This window comes from Collinsella sp. AF15-51, from assembly GCF_003462845.1.
Taxonomy (GTDB): domain Bacteria; phylum Actinomycetota; class Coriobacteriia; order Coriobacteriales; family Coriobacteriaceae; genus Collinsella.
In genome coordinates this window covers 16,598-29,950 of the sequence record NZ_QRYG01000003.1, presented here as the reverse complement: position 1 = coordinate 29,950, position 13,353 = coordinate 16,598, and the positions used below count along the sequence as shown (strand labels likewise).

General features: G+C 60.3%; 12 protein-coding genes. All 12 read left to right on the top strand.

Annotated elements, in window-relative coordinates; genetic code table 11:
* Positions 1–99 precede the first annotated feature (99 nt).
* On the top strand, positions 100–930 hold the full coding sequence (locus tag DWW51_RS02260) for a transketolase (RefSeq protein WP_117634793.1): 831 nt from the start codon (positions 100–102) through the stop codon (positions 928–930).
* A gap of 1 nt (position 931) precedes the next feature.
* A complete protein-coding gene (locus DWW51_RS02255) occupies positions 932–1,873 on the top strand; it encodes a transketolase family protein (RefSeq protein ID WP_006235309.1) in 942 nt (313 codons plus the stop codon).
* 451 nt (positions 1,874–2,324) lie between these two features.
* Positions 2,325–3,545 carry a cell division ATP-binding protein FtsE gene (gene ftsE / locus DWW51_RS02250; RefSeq protein WP_117773345.1) on the top strand — a complete coding sequence of 407 codons (1,221 nt, stop codon included), beginning with the start codon at positions 2,325–2,327 and terminating at the stop codon, positions 3,543–3,545.
* Positions 3,532–4,452, top strand: a complete 921-nt coding sequence (ftsX, locus tag DWW51_RS02245; protein ID WP_099432018.1) for a permease-like cell division protein FtsX — start codon at positions 3,532–3,534, stop codon at positions 4,450–4,452. Before ftsE ends, ftsX begins: the two co-directional genes overlap by 14 nt.
* A gap of 135 nt (positions 4,453–4,587) precedes the next feature.
* Positions 4,588–6,723 (top strand): ribonuclease R family protein, encoded by a 2,136-nt coding sequence (locus tag DWW51_RS02240; protein ID WP_117735979.1) that lies wholly within the window; start codon positions 4,588–4,590, stop codon positions 6,721–6,723.
* 177 nt (positions 6,724–6,900) lie between these two features.
* Positions 6,901–7,506: a recombinase family protein gene (locus DWW51_RS02235; RefSeq protein WP_117773343.1), complete on the top strand. Its 606-nt coding sequence runs from the start codon at positions 6,901–6,903 to the stop codon at positions 7,504–7,506.
* 104 nt (positions 7,507–7,610) lie between these two features.
* Complete coding sequence (locus DWW51_RS02230) at positions 7,611–8,192, top strand: VanZ family protein (protein ID WP_164473284.1); 582 nt, start codon at positions 7,611–7,613, stop codon at positions 8,190–8,192.
* Between the two features lie 204 nt (positions 8,193–8,396).
* Positions 8,397–9,248, top strand: a complete 852-nt coding sequence (locus DWW51_RS02225; protein WP_117773339.1) for a MurR/RpiR family transcriptional regulator — start codon at positions 8,397–8,399, stop codon at positions 9,246–9,248.
* Between the two features lie 10 nt (positions 9,249–9,258).
* Positions 9,259–10,182: an N-acetylmuramic acid 6-phosphate etherase gene (gene murQ / locus DWW51_RS02220; protein WP_117773494.1), complete on the top strand. Its 924-nt coding sequence runs from the start codon at positions 9,259–9,261 to the stop codon at positions 10,180–10,182.
* 57 nt (positions 10,183–10,239) lie between these two features.
* The gene (locus DWW51_RS02215) at positions 10,240–11,670 is read left to right on the top strand and encodes a PTS transporter subunit EIIC (protein ID WP_117773337.1); all 1,431 of its coding nucleotides are present in this window, start codon (positions 10,240–10,242) and stop codon (positions 11,668–11,670) included.
* 117 nt (positions 11,671–11,787) lie between these two features.
* Positions 11,788–12,840 carry a MupG family TIM beta-alpha barrel fold protein gene (locus tag DWW51_RS02210; RefSeq protein ID WP_117773335.1) on the top strand — a complete coding sequence of 351 codons (1,053 nt, stop codon included), beginning with the start codon at positions 11,788–11,790 and terminating at the stop codon, positions 12,838–12,840.
* A gap of 92 nt (positions 12,841–12,932) precedes the next feature.
* Positions 12,933–13,292 carry an arsenate reductase family protein gene (locus tag DWW51_RS02205; protein ID WP_117773333.1) on the top strand — a complete coding sequence of 120 codons (360 nt, stop codon included), beginning with the start codon at positions 12,933–12,935 and terminating at the stop codon, positions 13,290–13,292.
* The last annotated feature ends 61 nt before the right edge of the window (positions 13,293–13,353 follow it).

The window sequence follows — 13,353 nt, the reverse complement described above, 5'->3', positions numbered from 1 at the left end:
GTTTCCAGCATAATGAATGACGTACGTGCATTGCGGCTGTGTTGGGATTACCTTCGGTGCCGTGCGCATTTTGTCTAATGAGGATGAAAGGAAGGCACAATGAGCGACGAAGAGCTCAAAAAGGTTGCCAACGAGGTAAGGAAGGGCATCGTCACCGGCGTGCACGCTGCCAAGTCCGGCCATCCGGGCGGTTCGCTCGGCGCTGCCGACATCATGACCTATCTGTACTTTGAGGAAATGAACGTCGACCCGGCCCATCCCCGCAAGGCCGACCGCGATCGCTTTGTGCTTTCCAAGGGCCACTGTGCACCTGGTCTGTACGCTGTGCTCGCCGAGCGTGGGTTCTTCCCCAAGGAGGATCTTGAGACGCTGCGCCACATCGGCAGCCACCTGCAGGGTCATCCCAACATGAACGACACTCCGGGCGTTGACATGTCCACCGGTTCGCTCGGCCAGGGCATCTCCGCCGCCGTGGGCATGGCCGTTGCCGCCAAGCACTGGGGCGATACTTATCGCACGTACGCCCTGCTGGGCGATGGCGAGAGCGAGGAGGGCCAGGTCTGGGAGGCCGCCATGTTTGCCGGCAACCAGCAGCTCGATAACCTCTGTGTGATCGTCGACCACAACGGCCTGCAGATCGACGGTCCCGTCGAGGAGGTCAACGACCCCATGCCGCTCGCCGACAAGTTCCGCGCCTTTAAGTTCCACGTGGTGGAGCTTGCCGACGGCAACGATTTCGATCAGATCCGCGCCGCCTTTGCCGAGGCTCGCGCCACCAAGGGCCAGCCGACCGCCATTATCGCCGAGACCCTGAAGGGCAAGGGCGTGTCCTTTATGGAGAACCAGGTTGGTTGGCACGGCAAGGCCCCCAATGATGAACAGTTTGAGCAGGCCATGGCAGAGCTCACGGCCGCCGGAGAGGAGCTCTAGGATGGCAGACGTCAAGAAAATCGCCACGCGCGTAAGCTACGGCGAGGCCCTCGTCGAGCTCGCCAACGAGCACGATGACTTTGTGGTCCTCGACGCCGACCTGGCCGCCGCCACGCAGACCGGTAAGTTTAAGGCCGCCTGCCCCGACCGTTTCTTCGATGTGGGTATCGCCGAGAGCAACCTGATGGGTGTTGCCGCCGGTATCGCAACCACCGGTCGCGTTGCCTTCGCGAGCACCTTTGCCATGTTCGCCGCCGGCCGCGCCTTTGAGCAGGTCCGTAACTCCATCGGCTACCCGCACCTCAACGTTAAGATCGGTGCCACGCACGCCGGTATCTCGGTGGGCGAGGACGGTGCTACGCATCAGTGCTGCGAGGATATCGCCCTGATGCGCGTCATCCCCGGCATGACCGTTATCGTTCCGGCCGACGATGTCGAGGCCCGCGCCGTGACGCGCGCCGCCTACGAGTGCGACGGCCCCGTGTACATGCGCTTTGCCCGTCTGGCCTCGCCGGTTATCAACGACCCCGAGACCTACAAGTTCGAGTTGGGTAAGGGCATTGTCATGCGCGAGGGCGCCGATGTGACCATCATCGCCTGCGGCCTGATGGTCGGCGAGGCTCTCGAGGCCGCCGAGCAGCTTGCTGCCGAGGGCATCGATGCCGAGGTCATCAACATGCACACCATCAAGCCCATCGATGCCGACCTGATCGTCAAGAGCGCCACCAAGACCGGCCACGTCGTGACCGTCGAGGAGCACTCTGTGATCGGTGGCCTGGGCAGCGCCGTTGCCGACGTCCTGTGCGAGCAGTGCCCGACGCCGCTCAAGAAGATCGGTGTCAACGACACCTTCGGCGAGTCCGGCCCGGGTGCCGAGCTCCTGCACAAGTACGGCCTGGACGCCGCCAACATCGTGGCGACCACCAAGGAGTTCTTGGCATAAGGCAAGACGAGGCAAAGTATCGTCTCAACAACCACATCCAAGCCAGAACAGGGGTATCCCCAAAGAGGGCGCCCCTGTTTTTGTTGAATTTAAATTAGAGTCCTGCCAAGCAAAGGTCCCATGGGGAAACGGGCCCATCCCAACAAAGTGCAATTCAGACCCTTCCAACTTTGTATGCGCAGCATCTCAAGTTGGTGCGTCGGCCCCATAGTAGCCGCAGGCCGGGCGCAGGGTTACCTCCCAAATCTTTCCGCAGCGCATGGCCGGCGTTTGTCCGCAGCTCCGCAGGAGCAGGACAAATGCCGGCCATGCGCGAGGACGATTTGGGAGGTAACCCTGCGCCCGGTCGGTGAGACCCAAACCCCGCCATGCTTCTTATGTGCAGCAAAGCTAATGCTGCTAAAATACAAAGCGCTCATGTAGTTTAAACGCACGACGATAAGGAGCACCAGTGGGTAACCACTTCCGTACCTCCGGTGCGGGCGATGATGCCCCCAAGACGCAGACAGGCGTCCAGGGCAGTCGTTTCGCCACTCCGGATTCAGAGGGCCAGCCTGTTGCTCAGGCCCCCGCTCAGCCGGCAGATCAGGCACAGCCGGCATCCGATCCCTTTGCCTACAATCCCACCAGCGATGTCGCGCTTTCCGGCACGGCGGGTTTTGAGCCCGTTCAGGCCGTGACCGCTCGCGTGGAGCAGCCTCAGGCTGGCGCCGCCACGCCGCAGCCTACCATGGCCGGCATTCCCGACCCCATGGCCCCTGCGACGCCGGTTCCTCAGCCTGCGCAGTCCGGTCTCTTTGCCGCTATTCCCGATCCCACGCAGCCTGCTGCCCCGGTGGTCGAGAGCGATCAGGCCGCCGAGGTCGCAAGCCTCGATAACGCGCTCAACAACCCCGATTTTACGTCGGTGTTTGCGCCCATCGATCCGCAAGCCAGCCGCAAGAAGATGGCCAAGCAGGCCGGTGTCGAGCCCGTCATCCTTATGGAGCATGTCACCAAGATCTATCCGGCACAGCCCAACAAGCCTGCACTCGACGACATCAACATCGAGATCTATCCGGGCGAGTTCGTCTTCCTGGTCGGTCATTCCGGCTCGGGTAAGACCACGCTGCTGTCGACGCTCAACCGCGACGTCAAGCCGACGAGCGGCCGCATCTTGGTTGCCGGTCAGGACCTCATGAAGATCAAGAACCGCAAGGTTCCGTTCCTGCGCCGTCAGATTGGCGCCGTGTTCCAGGACTTTAAGCTTCTGCCTCAAAAATCCGCCTACGAAAACGTGGCGTTTGCCCTGCAGTGCATCGGCAAGCCCAAGGGTGTCATTCGCAGCCAGGTTCCCGAGGTGCTGCGTCTGGTCGGCCTGGCCGATCAGATGGACTCGCTGCCCGATCAGCTTTCCGGTGGCGAGCAGCAGCGCGTTGCCGTTGCCCGCGCCATGGTCAACCGCCCGCCGCTGCTTATCTGCGACGAGCCCACGGGCAACCTCGACCCGGCGATCTCGCTGGGCATCATGAAGCTGCTCGAGCGTATTAACCGCACCGGCACCACCGTGATCGTCGCCACGCACGACCGCGAGATGGTCGATAGCATGCACCGTCGCGTGATCGCCCTCGAGGGCGGCCACGTTATCCGCGACCAGGAGAGGGGAGGTTACGGCAACTATGGCACCAACTAACGTGGGCTACTCCTTCAAAGAGGCAATCAGTCACTTCTTCCGTAACTGGACTACCTCGCTCGGCGCCGTCATCACGATCTTCCTTTCGCTGTTTATCATCGGCCTGTTCATCATGGGCTCCGCGATGCTGAACTCCGTGATCGGCACCGTCGAGGATCAGGTCGTCATCAACGCCTTTATTAGCGATGACGCCGATCAGGCCGATGTTCAGGCTTTTGAGGCTGAGCTCAAGACGTGGAGCAACGTCAAGTCCGTGACGTACAAGGACAAGGACGACGCGCTGGCCGAGTATACGAGCAAGATGTCGGGCAACGCCGACGCCACCATGAGCGCGCTCGATGGCCAGAACCCGCTGCCGGCTTCGTTTGCAATTGAGATGGACGATCCGTCCAAGGTCGAGAGCACGGCCCAGAAGCTCAAGAAGAACGCCGACTTCCAGAAGATCGCGGATGACGGCGACGTCAACGCGAGCGTGCTGTACGGCCAAGAGGAAGTGAGCCGCCTGTTCCAGGTGACCAACTACATCCGCATCGCCGCCGTGGTGCTCGTTGGCCTTTTGACCTTTATCGCATTCATCTTCATCAACAACACGATTCGCCTGTCCATCACGGCGCGTCGTCGTGAGATTGCGATTATGCGTCTGGTCGGCGCCAGCAACGGCTTCATTCGCGGCCCGTTTATCACCGAGGGCGTACTGCAGGCCATTTTGGGCTCGCTGCTTTCCATCGGCGTTCTGGAGCTGCTGCGCAATCTGATGATTCCGCGTTTGCAGGAGAGCATCGGCTGGATGTCGTTTGCCCTGCCGATGCAGTACTACCTGGTGACCTATGCTGCGCTGATTCTGGTCGGTGTGATTATCGGTCTCTTTGGTTCTGCCATAGCCATGCGCCGCTACCTGCGCGTGTAGGCATGCCTGGAATTCATCCCTTCCAACGGGTCGTCTCTTATGGGGCGGCCCGTTTTTTGATCTCTAGGGGACGGCAGGAAAGCGAATCATTTGGGTAGACTCTTTGGAGTTCGTCATCGATAGCAAGGAGGCGCCATGGGGCGCAATAACAAGCATAAGCGCGGTGCTCGCAATAAGCGTGGGCCGGTGCGCAGCGAACGCCGTCCGAGCCTGACCGGGCGCGTGCAGCTCCATGAGCATGGCGCCTATGTCATAACCGAGAGCGGCGACTACAAGGTTATGGGCCGCGGTAAGCGCGAGATCATGGACGGCGACACCGTTGCCGTGAGCATTAAGAACAGCCCGCACGGTGAGCGGCGCGCCGTGATCGAAGGCGTGGTTGAGCGCGCGGCCATAAGCGTGGTGGGTACGTACCAGACCGCTGGTCCGCTCGGTGTGATCGAGCCGCTCGATTCGCGCCTGAAGGCCGACTTCTTCATTCTGCCCGAGGATACCTCGGCGGATCGTCTGGGCGTCCACCCGGGTGATGCCGTTGTCGCGCGCATTTTGACCTACCCGACGCGCCTGGAATCGGGCACCGTGACGATCGAACGCCGCATTGGCGGAGATGACGCGCCCGATTTGGGCGTTCAATACGTGATGGCGCGTTACGGCTATACCGATAGCTATCCCGAGGCCGCGCTGGACGAGGCCGAGGGGCTTTCGCTCGATGTGTCCGCGGCGCTTAAGGACCCGCTCCGCCGCGATCTGCGCGACCGCTTTGTCATCACGATCGACCCGGTCGACGCGCGCGACTTTGACGATGCCATTTCGCTTGAGCGCACGCCCGAGGGTGGCTACAAGCTGGGTGTGCATATCGCTGACGTTTCTCACTATGTGGCTTGGGACGGGCATATCGATCTTGAGGCTCGCCATCGTACGACATCGGTGTATCTGGCCGATCGCGTGCTTCCCATGCTGCCCGAACGCCTGTCCTGTGACCTATGCTCTCTTCGCCCTGACGAGGACCGTCTTGCGTTTACCGTTGACATTGAGCTCGATGCGCAGGGTCGCGTGCGGCATTACGATCCGTACCCCAGCGTGATTCGCTCGCGTGTGCGTATGGACTATGACGGCGCCGAGGCGCTGCTGGTGCGTGCCGACGCTGTTGAGTATTCGGTGCTGGAAGGCGCCGCTGAGGATGTTGCGGCTGCTGAGGCCTCGCGCGAGGAGGCGCTTGAGCGCGGTCTTGCGTGCGAGGAAACTGCTCGCGGCTATAACGTCGACCTCGGCGATTTCCTTGTCGCCGCCAACGAACTCGCCGAACTTCGCCGTCGTATTCGTCGTGCCCGCGGCTCAGTCGATTTTGACACGGCCGAGATTCGCGCTCTATTGGATGAGGACGGAGTGCCCGTGCAGATTGTGGCGCGCGAGCGTTCGTGTGCCACGTCGCTTATCGAGGAAGCCATGCTACTCGCCAACGAGTGCGTTGCAGAGTGGCTGGCAGACCGTGATATCGAGGCCTGCTATCGCGTGCATGAGGATCCGAGCCCCGATAGCCTGCACGGTGCCGCCGTTGCGCTGGCGCAGCTAGGCATCATCGACGATCGCCGTGCTGCCGGTATCGCCCTGGGGAGTCCCGATGAGCTACAGGCTGCAGTTGATGCTGCCGCCGGTACGGCCAACGCACCGCTCGTCAACACGCTGCTTCTGCGCAGCATGCAGCGCGCACTGTACAAGCCGCGCAACGAGGGTCACTTTGCGCTCGCCGCGCCGTGCTACTGTCACTTTACGAGTCCCATCCGTCGCTACCCCGATCTGGTGGTGCACCGCGTGCTCAAACTGCAGTTGGCCTATGAACAGCTCGGCGGCAAGGACGCCCTGGTCCGTACGCCGCGGCTGATCGGCAAGGGGCGCGAGTCGCTGCCGCGCATTCTGCCGCAGATCTGCCGCGCATGCAGCGATGCGGAGCGTGCGGCCGATGCCGCCAGCCATGCGACGCAAAAGATCAAGATTGCCCAGTACTATGAGGACCGTCTGGGCGAGCGCTATGCCGGAACCGTCTCGTGGGTTAGCAGCATGGGCCTCTTTGTGCGCTTGGACCTGACGCAGGTCGAAGGCTTGGTTTCGATCAAGAGCCTGGGCAACGAGTGGTTCGAGTTCGACGAGGATGCGCTTACGCTGACGGGCGCCGACACGGGGACTCGCTATGAACTGGGCCAGCGCGTGATTATCGAGGTCTCGCGCGTCAATACCACGCGTGGGCACTTGGACTTTAAGCTTATCCATTAGCCAAATCTCGACTCATGGCGGGAGAGCGGAGGGCGGTCTTTCGGGGCCGCCCTCCGCATTTGGATCATGGCTACCTTGCCGTCTGCTCGGCCGCCCGCTTACCTGCTATTTGAGAGGTAAAACCTACCAAAATAAACCTGTCCCTTTTTGGCAGGTTTACAAGAAAGCGGGGATGAGATGGCGACGGTGTATGGTTATGCGCGGGTGAGTTCGCGCGATCAGAATCTTAATCGGCAGCTGGATGCGCTGGGCGCCTATGGCGTGGGCTCGGCGAATATTTATGCCGACCATGCGAGCGGCAAGGACTTCGATCGACCGCGCTATCGCGAGCTGCTGCACGTCCTGGGAGACGGGGACGTGCTGGTGGTGCTTTCTATCGACCGACTTGGTCGTAATTACTCCGAGATTCTTGAGGAATGGCGACGCATTACCAAGGAGCTCGGGGTTGCCATTGTGGTGTTGGACATGCCATTGCTTGACACGCGCGCCAGGGCAAGCGGCACGCCGGATGTGACCAATACCCTGATTGCCGATATTGTGCTGCAACTGCTGAGCTACGTGGCGCAGGTGGAGCGCGAGAATATCCATCGGCGCCAGGCGGAGGGAATTGCAGCGGCGCGGGCGCGAGGGGTTCGTTTCGGTCGACCTCGCAAGCCGTGCCCTCCTCAGTTTGATCTGGTACGCGATAGCTATGAGGCGGGCGATATTACCCGCAGCCAGGCAGCAAAGTGCCTGGGCGTGTGCGTGGGGACGTTCGATCGCTGGATGCGCGAGGCGGGGTAGGGGTTTGCGTCGCTTTGTCGCTTCCTGTTGCGATTCAAATTTTGATACGGTGGCGATGTCATTCGGGGCTACACTCGCTGATATTCAAAAAAGGAGGTAGGCCCTTGGCGCGCGTAAAACAAATAATCGGATGGACCGCGATCGTTCTGTTCGCTGCAACGCTGGCGGGCATCTGGGTGCTGACGGAGCAAAATGCGGTGGAGACGTCGTTGCTGAGCGAGTCCACCGCGCGTGTGGTGGAGGGTCAGGCTACGGGCGTACAGGCTGCCGATGTCGCGGGTGAAGCTCAGGCCGAGAACGGGATGACAGGGGGCACCGATTCGGCTGCTTCGAATGTCCGGTCTGGCCGACTTGCTTCCATTCGCATGTGGGTGGGCACGAACGTCCGTCGCGTTGCCCATACCGTAGAGTTTTTCTTCGTCGGATTGTTCGCCTCGGTGGTCGTGGTTTGCTTTTCCAGGCGTCCGTGGAGCGTATGCTCCCGTTGCGTGCCCGTGTTGCTCTTTTGCGCCGTCTGCTCCGTTGGCGATCAGGTACATAAGATCTTTGTTCCCGGCAGGCATTTCGACGTTATCGATTTAGGATTCGATGCTGCGGGCTATGTCACCGCCATGCTGTTGGTATTGCTGGTCTCCGCATGGGTGCACCACGAGACGCGCCCCATCGGCGCCCATGCGAGGCGCTAGCCGGTAACAAACCCGTTTCTGATCATGCGACCTTGTTGAATTATTTTGTGTCGCGCGTATTTCCGAGCGGTCGGATTTGAGGGGCGAGCGGTAGAACGCTCGTCCTTTGTGCGCCACGATGCGGCACAATGTACCGTAAAAGCTGTTTGTATCCGGTACGAATCGTTCGTTGGTCTTTAATTCTTCTCAACGGAGGTGTTTGAGATGGCAAACGGATTGCTTTTGCGGCTTCGCGAGCGTGAGCTCAGCGCGAGCCCGGCGGAACGCAATGTCATCGCATATGTGAGCGCTCATCCGCACGAGGTGGTCGGGCTGTCCGTCCGCGGTCTTGCCGATACCACGTTCTCCTCGCCCTCGAGCATTTTGCGCTTTTGCAAGCGTTTGGGTTTTGCGGGCTACAAGGAGTTCCAGCGCGAACTGATTGCCGAGCTGGCGCTCTTAGGTGACAAGAAAGACGTAGCCCTCGAGGACATCTCCATGGATGACAGCGTCGAACGTATCGTGGGGAAGGTGATGAAAAGCAACGTGCGCACGATCGAAGCGACGGCGCGAACGCTCGATTACACCGTCTTGGAGCGATGCGCGGCCTATCTTAAGCGGGCACGCGCAGTCAATCTGTTCGGTATCGGTGCCTCTCGTTTGGTCGCGCACGATCTGGCGCAAAAGCTCATGCGTGTCGACAAAGAGTGCCATCTGTACGACGACTGGCATGATCAGCTCTTGTGTGCCAAGAACATGCATGAGGGCGATATGGCAATCGCCTTTAGCTACTCGGGCTTGACGCAAGAGGTGCTGGACTGCACCGCCGAGGCCCAACGTCACAACTGTCCCGTTGTGGCCGTGACCAAAGTAGATGGATCATCCAAGCTTGCCACCATGGCCGATGCCGTGCTCGGCGTCGCTGCGAGTGAGCCCTTGGTCCGCAGCGGTGCCATGGCTTCGCGTATGGCCCAGCTTATGGTTGTCGATGCCCTGTACGCTGCTTACGTTGCCAGCGACTACGAACGGGCGACGCATGTCATTAAGCAAAACTACATCGAGAAACAGGAAAGATGAGGTGAATGAAATGCTCGATTTAACAAAATTCACGACCGAAAAGCGTAATCAAAGGTCTATGGACCTCGATACGATGACATCGCTGCAAATCGTTACGACGATGAACGATGAGGATCTTCGTGCCGTCCAGTCGGTCACAAAAGTGTTGCCCCAGGTTGCCACAGCAATCGACTGGGCTGCTGAGGCACTCGAGCGCGGCGGGCGCGTCTTTTACATGGGCGCAGGCACCAGCGGTCGTCTGGGCGTACTCGACGCTTCGGAGTGTCCGCCCACGTTTGGCGTGTCACCCGATCTGATTGTCGGGCTCATTGCCGGAGGCGAGACGGCGTTTATCAAGGCTGTCGAAGGTGCCGAAGACAGTGAGGAGCTCGGCGCGAGCGACCTGCGGGGGCGTGGACTCTCGGACAAGGATCTTGTCGTTGGCCTGGCGGCAAGCGGTCGTACTCCCTATGTGGTGGGCGGCCTTGTATACGCCAAGGCAACTGGGTGCAAGACGATCGCAATTGCCTGCAACCAAGGGTCGAAGATCGGGGAGAGCGCAGATCTTGCCATTGAACCCGTGCCCGGTCCCGAGGTACTGACCGGCTCAACGAGGCTCAAGGCGGGAACGGTTCAAAAGCTCATTCTCAACATGATTTCGACCGGTGCCATGGTCAAGATCGGCAAGGTATACCAAAACCTGATGGTCGATGTGCAGCAGACGAACGAGAAGTTGGTGGTGCGCGGCCAGAACATCGTGATGGAGGCGACCGGCTGCACGCGCGAGCGCGCTATTCAGGCGCTTGCAGATGCCGGCGGCCACGTAAAAACCGCTATTGTCTCGGTACTGCTGGACTGCGATGCCGAGCAGGCTGCGGTAGCTCTTGAGCGAGCGCGAGGCCATGTCCGTGCTGCGGTGAGTGGCCATGAGAAGAGCGATGCCGATGCCCAATAGGTGTGCGGCGTGAGCTGATATGACATCCAGACGAGATACCCAATACAAGGAGGAGTTATGACGAACAAAGAGCTGGCTCAAAAGCTGCTGGACCTTTTGGGCGGTAAAGACAACGTGCTCGCAAACGCGGCGTGCATGACGCGCCTGCGCGTGACCGTCAAAGACGCGGGCAACGTCGACACGGAGGGTATTAAGGCACTCGACGGCGTGATGGGCCTGGTCGAGGACGACACGATGCAGATCGTGCTGGGGCCGGGCAAGGTGAATAAGGTGCTCGAGGAGTTCTCCAAGCTCACTGGCCTTGCGAAAGGCGTTGCCGACGAGAGCGTGGTTGACGCTGCGGCCACAAACAAGGCCGCGCAGAAGGCCAAGTACGAGTCTAAGCCGGTTCAGGCCTTCCTCAAGAAGATTTCCAATGTCTTCGTCGCCCTGCTTCCCGGCATCATTGCGGCTGGCCTCATCAACGGTATCTGCAACGTCATCAACGTCTCGACGGCAGGCGCGCTTGCAGGCGAGTGGTGGTACCAGGGCATTCGTTCCATGGGCTGGGCCCTGTTTGCCTATCTGCCCATCTTGGTGGGCTATAACGCGGCACGTGAGTTTGGTGGCTCCGCTGCGCTGGGCGGCATCGCCGGCATGATGTGTATCGCCAACAGTGCCATGCCCCTGCTTGCGCCTGGCGCGGCCGATCCTGCCACTGCCATTCTGCTGCCGCTCACCAATGCGCAGTACAACCCCGCAGCGGGCGGCATGATCGCGGCTCTTATCGCCGGCGCATTTTTTGCCTGGATGGAGCGTCAGATTCGCAAGGTTATGCCCAACGCACTCGACACGTTCTTGTCCCCGCTGCTGGTGCTCATCATCGGCGCCTTTGCTCTGATGCTCGTCATCCAGCCGGTTGGCGCATGGCTGACGACTGCCATCTTTAGCGTTTTGACCTTTATCTTCGAGAAGCTGGGCGTCCTGGGCGGCTATATCCTGTCGGCAGGTTTCTTGCCACTGGTGTCTGTCGGCCTGCATCAGGCGCTCACGCCGATCCACGCTATGCTCAACGATCCCGACGGCGCTACCAAGGGCATCAATTACCTGCTTCCCATCCTTATGATGGCTGGCGGCGGTCAGGTCGGTGCCGGTCTGGCGCTGTACTTTAAGACCAAGAACGCCAAGCTCAAGAAGTACGTCGCCGAGTCCATTCCCGTTGGAATCCTGGGTGTGGGCGAGCCTCTGATGTATGCTGTTGCGCTGCCGCTCGTTCGCCCGTTTGTGACGGCCTGCCTGGGTGCCGGATTTGGCGGCGCGCTCGCGGCGCTGCTTCACATCGGCACGGTTTCTCAGGGCGTTTCCGGTCTGTTTGGCTTGCTGATCGTCGTTCCTGGCCAGCAGCTCGGCTACGTTGCCGCTATGCTGCTTGCCTATGCCGCCGGCTTTGTCCTGACGTGGTTCTTTGGCGTCGACGAGCAGAAGATCAACGAGTTCTTTGGCGAGTAGTTTGATATCGCGAGCCGTGTTGCTCAGAGCTCGCGGCGCGCAGCAGATTTCTTGATGCTATGGTTGTGCCGGCGGGGCTAACTGCTCCGCCGGCCTTTTTTAAAGGAGCGTTGAAGCGTGAAAACGGGTATTTCGATTTATCTTTCCAGCCCTCTGCAGGATATTGAGCGAACGATTGAGCGTGGCGCCGCGGCGGGTGCACGCTATGCGTTCACCTCGCTGCATATTCCCGAGGATGGGGGAGCGGCGTATGCCGATAAGGTCCGTCATGTACTGTCGCTGCTTTCCGCCCGCGGCATTGCGCTCATTGCCGATGTGGGACCGCGCACGTGCGATTTGCTCGGGCTTGAGCGCATCGAGGACCTGCGCGATCTGGGGTTGGAATACCTTCGTTTGGACTATGGCTTTAGCGCCCGGCGGGTCGCGGAGCTGTCCGGTGTATTTCGCATTGTGGTCAATGCATCGACGGTGAGTTCTGATGAAATCGCATCGTGGCGTGAGGCCGGTGCCGATGTGACTCGTTTTGCCGCCTGCCACAATTTTTACCCTAAGCCTTATACCGGTTTAGCTCTGGAGGACATTGCTCGGACGAATCTTCGTCTTGCGGCGCTTGGATTCGAAATCATGGCTTTTGTGCCGGGTGATGCCAACGTTCGCGGGCCGGTATTCGAGGGACTTCCGACGGTCGAGGCACATCGCGGTCGCGCGTCAAAGGTTGCCCTCAACATGCTTGAGCTCGCACATGGCGCCGATTGCGACATTGTGTTGGTCGGCGACCCCGATCTTTCCGATGCGGGCTGGGCGCAGTTTGCTCAAGTTTCCGCCGGATACGTGGACCTGCAATGCGAGCTTGAGTCCGGTTATGCCTATGTACGTGGGCAGATTCATCACGACCGGCCCGATTCGAGCGTCCTCATCTTTAGGTCTCAGGAGTCGCGCACGACGCTTAAGCCGGATTCCGTGCCGACGGATGCCGGAGCCGGCCTGCCGCGAAAGGCGGGGTCGATCGCTGTGAGCAATAGCGGATATGGGCGCTACGAAGGCGAGCTTGAGATTGCGCGGGTCGATCTTCCCGGTGACGAGCGCATGAACGTTGCGGGCCATATCACGCCCGAGGCAATGGAGCTGCTGCCGTTCATCAAACGCGGATTCGGGGTACGGTTCGTTTAGCGTGTGACCCGTGGGCTACAATTGGCCCATCATACGAAGGCGCCTCGTGTGGCGTGTGCCTGCGTTGGCCGATCTATATTCGGAGGATTCCCATGACCGTACTGTTTGTTGAATATCCCAAGTGCTCGACCTGTAAGAAGGCCAAGGCATGGCTGGACGAACATGGGGTAGAGTATATCGACCGCGATATCGTTTTGGACAATCCCACGGCTGATGAGCTTGCGACCTGGATTGCTCGTTCGGGGCTGCCGGTGCGGCGCTTCTTTAATTCGTCGGGCATGAAATATCGAGAGCTGGGTCTGAAGGCGCGTCTGGATGCGGGCATGACGGATCAGGAGTGCTACGAGCTGCTGGCGACCGACGGAATGCTGGTCAAGCGTCCGCTGCTGGTGGGCGACGACTTTGCGATTCCCGGCTTTAGGGAAGCGGCTTGGGCCGAGGCGTTGCTGTAGCGGCTGCGGAAAGTGCGACCCGTTTTGAGCGCTCGGGGCGGGACGTGTTTTCCATCGGCGG

Bases quoted from the DNA above. Each gene is read 5' to 3' on its own strand.
- DWW51_RS02205 (WP_117773333.1), top strand. From the start codon at position 12,933: ATGACCGTACTGTTTGTTGAATATCCCAAGTGCTCGACCTGTAAGAAG.
- ftsX (WP_099432018.1), top strand. From the start codon at position 3,532: ATGGCACCAACTAACGTGGGCTACTCCTTCAAAGAGGCAATCAGTCAC.
- DWW51_RS02240 (WP_117735979.1), top strand. From the start codon at position 4,588: ATGGGGCGCAATAACAAGCATAAGCGCGGTGCTCGCAATAAGCGTGGG.
- DWW51_RS02255 (WP_006235309.1), top strand. From the start codon at position 932: ATGGCAGACGTCAAGAAAATCGCCACGCGCGTAAGCTACGGCGAGGCC.
- DWW51_RS02225 (WP_117773339.1), top strand. From the start codon at position 8,397: ATGGCAAACGGATTGCTTTTGCGGCTTCGCGAGCGTGAGCTCAGCGCG.
- murQ (WP_117773494.1), top strand. From the start codon at position 9,259: ATGCTCGATTTAACAAAATTCACGACCGAAAAGCGTAATCAAAGGTCT.
- DWW51_RS02235 (WP_117773343.1), top strand. From the start codon at position 6,901: ATGGCGACGGTGTATGGTTATGCGCGGGTGAGTTCGCGCGATCAGAAT.
- DWW51_RS02260 (WP_117634793.1), top strand. From the start codon at position 100: ATGAGCGACGAAGAGCTCAAAAAGGTTGCCAACGAGGTAAGGAAGGGC.
- DWW51_RS02215 (WP_117773337.1), top strand. From the start codon at position 10,240: ATGACGAACAAAGAGCTGGCTCAAAAGCTGCTGGACCTTTTGGGCGGT.